7 protein-coding genes are annotated in these 4,663 nt (G+C 49.9%); 4 read left to right on the top strand and 3 right to left on the bottom strand.

Features of this window, described 5'->3' with window-relative positions:
• Nucleotides 1-121: 121 nt before the first annotated feature.
• Entirely contained in the window at nucleotides 122-253 is a 132-nt protein-coding gene (locus LPH68_RS26690) for a hypothetical protein (protein WP_255679522.1), read from the top strand.
• Nucleotides 254-788: 535 nt separating this feature from the next.
• Here LPH68_RS26690 and LPH68_RS25585 read toward each other — a convergent pair.
• Nucleotides 789-1,007 carry a hypothetical protein gene (locus LPH68_RS25585; protein WP_227237057.1) on the bottom strand — a complete coding sequence of 73 codons (219 nt, stop codon included), beginning with the start codon at nucleotides 1,005-1,007 and terminating at the stop codon, nucleotides 789-791.
• 121 nt (nucleotides 1,008-1,128) lie between these two features.
• Here LPH68_RS25585 and LPH68_RS25580 point away from each other — a divergent pair, with 121 nt between their 5' ends.
• From LPH68_RS25580 to LPH68_RS25570, 3 genes are all read left to right on the top strand, one after another.
• Nucleotides 1,129-1,380, top strand: coding sequence for a DUF4248 domain-containing protein (locus LPH68_RS25580; protein WP_008777676.1), 252 nt, complete (start codon nucleotides 1,129-1,131; stop codon nucleotides 1,378-1,380).
• Nucleotides 1,381-1,556: 176 nt separating this feature from the next.
• Nucleotides 1,557-2,030, top strand: coding sequence for an N-acetylmuramoyl-L-alanine amidase (locus tag LPH68_RS25575; RefSeq protein ID WP_151936800.1), 474 nt, complete (start codon nucleotides 1,557-1,559; stop codon nucleotides 2,028-2,030).
• Nucleotides 2,031-2,457: 427 nt separating this feature from the next.
• On the top strand, nucleotides 2,458-2,934 hold the full coding sequence (locus tag LPH68_RS25570; RefSeq protein ID WP_004312083.1) for an HU family DNA-binding protein: 477 nt from the start codon (nucleotides 2,458-2,460) through the stop codon (nucleotides 2,932-2,934).
• Between the two features lie 620 nt (nucleotides 2,935-3,554).
• Here LPH68_RS25570 and LPH68_RS25565 read toward each other — a convergent pair.
• Both LPH68_RS25565 and LPH68_RS25560 read right to left on the bottom strand, forming a co-directional pair.
• On the bottom strand, nucleotides 3,555-3,734 hold the full coding sequence (locus LPH68_RS25565) for a hypothetical protein (RefSeq protein ID WP_008650648.1): 180 nt from the start codon (nucleotides 3,732-3,734) through the stop codon (nucleotides 3,555-3,557).
• Between the two features lie 706 nt (nucleotides 3,735-4,440).
• The coding region (locus tag LPH68_RS25560) for a hypothetical protein (RefSeq protein ID WP_255679521.1) at nucleotides 4,441-4,663 on the bottom strand (223 nt) is incomplete at its 5' end.

Genomic DNA, 4,663 nt, shown 5'->3' with positions numbered 1-4,663 from the left:
ACTCCGGTGTATAACAGTCGAGGCTTGCCAAGTGGGTGATTACGGAAGTTGCTACCGCCTGATGCATTCGGCTCCGGCTCCCGCTTACACCCCGGCAAAGCCGGACTACAAGTGACAGCCTATGCGGTGGACACCCTTGCGGACGATAGCAGAAGTTACTCCCGTCTTATATCCGGCTCCGGTTGCCGCTCCCTCACTTGCCGAATACAGCAAAGGAAGCAGCACCCTATGCGATGGGCACCCTTTCGGATGATATCCTTAGCGGAATGTAAGCCCTTGCGGCACGGGTGACAGTTTCGATGCCCGGTGCGGTTTCGCTCCGCCCGGCACTAACGCCGGGACTAAGGCGAGAATCCGCTACCTCTTTTCGTTTGACTATAGGGACGGGCTGTTAGTCAGGAGTGCAGCCATGCGGTGCGGGGTTCCCGTGTTTTATGATTGAGCGGTTCAGTCTGTTTGAATAGAAGGCGGCGCAAGCTTCCGCCGCCGTGCAGACGTGATGCTGCTTGCGCCGTGTTCTTCCGGTTTTTCTGATGGAGTGCAGCTTTTGCGCAGGAAATCCGGAAGAGCAATTATGTTTAATTAGTCACAAAACCGTTCCGGATTTTGTGCTTTAATTCAACATAACAGCATCTTCCAAATATTCCTGCTGTTTGCGGGCTTTTCCGTTGTTTCAGGAACGGGCATAAAGTTACTCCGTTTCATGTTCACCCTTGCGGACTGCGCCCTGCGGAATGTAAACGCCACCACTGTGGCGGCAAGCCGCCACCCCGACCACCGCCCCTTAGTTACTCCTGCCTTTCCCGGTTCCCTGCAGGATTTTCGACATCTTGCGGGTTTCCTGTTCCTGCGGACTTCGCCTTGCGGCGTGCCCGGCTGACTGTTTGCACCCTGCGGACAGTCTTTGCAGAATATCGGAGATTCCCGGCGGTCGGCTTCGCCGTCCGCTTCACGAAGCGGGGCAGACGCCCCGCCGAAAAGTTACGGACAAAAGAAATTCGTGACAATTGCCCGAATATCACAAATTTCCTCTGCCAACAAACATATATAACTATATCTACCAAGTATACAGGTAACAACCAGCCACTAAAAAGCCTATCTTTACATCTGTAAACCAACACTATAATTATGTATACCAACGTGCACCAACAAAACAACTGCCAAAGTTTAACCAACCGTAGCTACGGTTTCAAAGAACTGGCCGTTCTCTATTTCCCGAATATAGCACCTGCATCCGCTTCTATCCGCCTCAAACAGTGGATAAAGGACGATTCCGAACTACTCGAAGCATTGCAGGAAACAAACTACCAGTTAAGTAACCGTATCCTCACCCCCAAACAAAAGGAACTGATAACCATCTCTTTCGGCTCACCCTTTTAAGCCCTAGCGCAGCAGCTCCTACGGCTACAGCCCGAACCCTCTTTGCTAGGGGAACGCCCTGCGGCAAGGGGGAAGAGCACTTCCCCCGACAAGCGTCTCCCCCAAAGGGGGACGGAAGGGGGGTAGAACAAGAATACACAACTAAAAATCATCCACATAATCACCCACAAAAAACAATGATTAAACAAAGAAACATCACCCTGATTGTGGTGCACTGCACTGCATCCCGTTGTACAAGCAACCTCACCCCGGAAGCCCTCGACTCCATGCACAAACGCCAAGGCTTTGCCGAATGTGGCTATCACTATTACATCACCAAAGATGGAACGATACACCACATGCGCGACATCACCCATGTCGGCGCCCACGCCAAAGGCTACAACACCCCGTCGATAGGAGTTGCCTACGAAGGAGGTCTGGATGCTTCCGGACGTGCCGCCGACACCCGCACCGACGCACAAAAACAAAGCCTTGAAACCCTTCTCCGCTTCCTGCTGCTCACCTACCGCGGAGCAAAGATTTGCGGTCACCGCGACCTCTCGCCCGACCTCAACCACAACGGTACCATAGAACCCTGCGAGTACATCAAACAATGCCCCTGTTTCTGTGTCTCCGTCGAATACGGGTATTTAATGAAGGATGATGAATGAAGAATGATGAATGAAGAATTACTATGCAGATGTAAATGTATGAAAGCGCAGCCAATTCTTCATTCATCATTCTTCATTCTTCATTTCCCCTACCTTTGCGGGAAACAATTAAAAAGGAGGTCATTATGAAACCATTTTGGAGAACGACGTTAAAGGTATTGAAAGTTATCGGTAAAATTTTTGTTTGGCTCACCGGGGCAGACAGTCCCGTGAAAGACGATGAAAGGAGAAACGATTAAGGAGTAAACTTTACGATCGGAGTGAAAACCCCTGTTTGGAGGGCTGCGGAATACAAACCGCAGCCCTTTTTTCATGTACATAATCGTATGATGAAACACGTATCATCACAGATAAGAACATACGTCCGCACGCCCACGCACGTATATGTAAATTTGCAACATTATTAATCATTAAAACACTAATTAACATGGCAATTACAATCAAACCCGCTTTGCGCAAGAATCCGCAGGACAAAGCCGCTGCAGCAAAATACTATGCGCAGGTAGTGCTCGCTCCGGAAATGAAACAAAAACAAATCGTTGACCAGATCGCAGACCGTTGTACACTGACCGGTTCTGACATCAAGGCAGTTCTTGACGCATTGATGGTCGTTATCAAGCGCAACCTCGCAAACGGTTCACCCGTCCGCCTAGGAGATCTCGGTTCATTCCGTCCTTCCGTTTCCGGTAAAGGCACCGAGGATGCCAGCAAGTGTGGAGCAAGCAGTGTGAAAAAAGCACGTGTTATCTATGTTCCTTCTGCTGAAATCAAGGAAGCCGTTTCAATGTATTCTTTCTCCAAGGCAGGAGCAAGCGCAGCGAACGAAGATGGCGAAGGCGGAGATGAGAAACCAAATCCGAAACCTGACGAAGGCGGCGGAGAAGCTCCCGACCCGGCAGCTTAAACAATGACCGGTAACGAAGAAAACGCCTGTTAGCGCATTATCCTCGTTTCGTAGATCGCAAACCAATCAAGGAAAAAGCCCGATGAATGAGAAATCATTTCACCGGGCTTTTCATTTGCGGGTATTTGGTGGGCGGAATATGCTTCTGAAAGTCTCATAGAAAACATCAGGAGTTTTTCAAAAAACGTCTGACGAAATAAAAAAAACGTCTGATGAATTTTTGAAAACATCTCGAAGGGTTTCAAGTACGTTTTTACTTCCGTTCCGGCTGTTTTCGGGCGTTTTTACGTTTTATTCCCGTATGATTCTATCCATAAATAAACAGAATGACACAGACAGAAACGCAATTATCTATAAAGTGACGGGAAAGTATAAATGATAAGTTTGCTGTTTTGCAGCGTATTTTTCCTCTTTTCTTCTACAAAGATAGGTCACGGCCGCCCGTCAGTCAAGAACCGCTACGCTATTTCAGATAAAAATATCCTGCGCTCCTACGTCGTGCGGTATTTTTATCTGAAATTTCTTGTCTGCCGTTCATCCATGCCCTTGGAGAGGTAGATGAAAAAAGGAAAAAAATGTGTTCCTGTGCAGTGTGGGGCGGATAAAAGCATGTATTAGTCTTAGGCCCAATATCCGCCGAAGTGATTGTGCCTGGTTACTTTGTCTAACTTCAATTGCTTGCGGCGAAACTTGTTGATTGCCCGTTTGAGCGATTTACGTCCCGATGTGCTGCAGTTCTTTTTTTTCATTCGGCATTGGTAGCAACGGCAGATACCAATACCTGTATGTGATTCTTTCATTTCTATTCTGTTTAATATAAGTTTTGAGAACTTACGTTTTTTACTATTTTATTTTGTGACATTTGCCCGATTGTCACGGATTTGTTATTTGCACTTTTCGGCGGGGCGCTTCGCCCCGCTTCATGGAGCGGACGGCGAAGCCGACCGCCGGGAATTTCCAATGTTCCGAAAGGCGTAAACAGTCAGCCGGGCACGCCGCCAGGCGCAACCCGCAGGAAGCACAAACACCCGCAACAGGTCAGAAAACCGCACGGCTCGGGAGTGGCAGAAGTAACTAAGGGGCGGTGGTCGGGGTGGCGGCTTGCCGCCATAGTGGTGGCGTTTCCACTCCGCATGGCTTTTTTCGCCCGGGGGCGGAAAAATAAAACAATCCATATTAAACATAACCACGCATTATGCACCCGACTTGCCTGAATGGCAAGGCGTGCGGGCATAATGACCCGTTATGTTGAATATCGCTACCCCTTTGTTTTTCTGCCGGTCTCTTTTTGGGTGTCCCCCAAAAAGGAAGGCGGAAGGAAAACAATTGCTGTCACGGCGCACGCAGCATCACGTCTGCACGCGCCCGAAGGACGGCGAAGGGTGCTTACTTCCACAATACAAACCCGCTCAACCGTAAACCCGGGAACCCCGCACCGCAGGGCTGCACTCCTGACTGACACTTCCGTTCCTATAGTCAGCCGAAAAGAGGTAGCGGATTCTCGCCTTAGTCCCGGCAGCAAGTGCCGGGCGGAGCGAAACCGCACTGGGCATCACAGCTGTCACCCGTTCCGCAGGGGATACCCTTCCGCAAGGGTTTCCACCGCATAGGCTGTCGCCTGTGGTCCGGCTGTGCCGGGGTGTGGGCGGGAGCCGGAGCTGAATGCATCAGGCGGTAGTAACTTCTGTAATCACCCACTTGGCAAGCCTCGACTGTTATACACCGGAGC

It is taken from the genome of Bacteroides sp. 1_1_30 (assembly GCF_020982715.1).
Taxonomy (GTDB): Bacteria; Bacteroidota; Bacteroidia; order Bacteroidales; family Bacteroidaceae; genus Bacteroides; species Bacteroides xylanisolvens.
The sequence above is the reverse complement of the archived record's forward strand: the minus strand, read 5'-3'. Positions and strand labels throughout refer to the sequence as shown.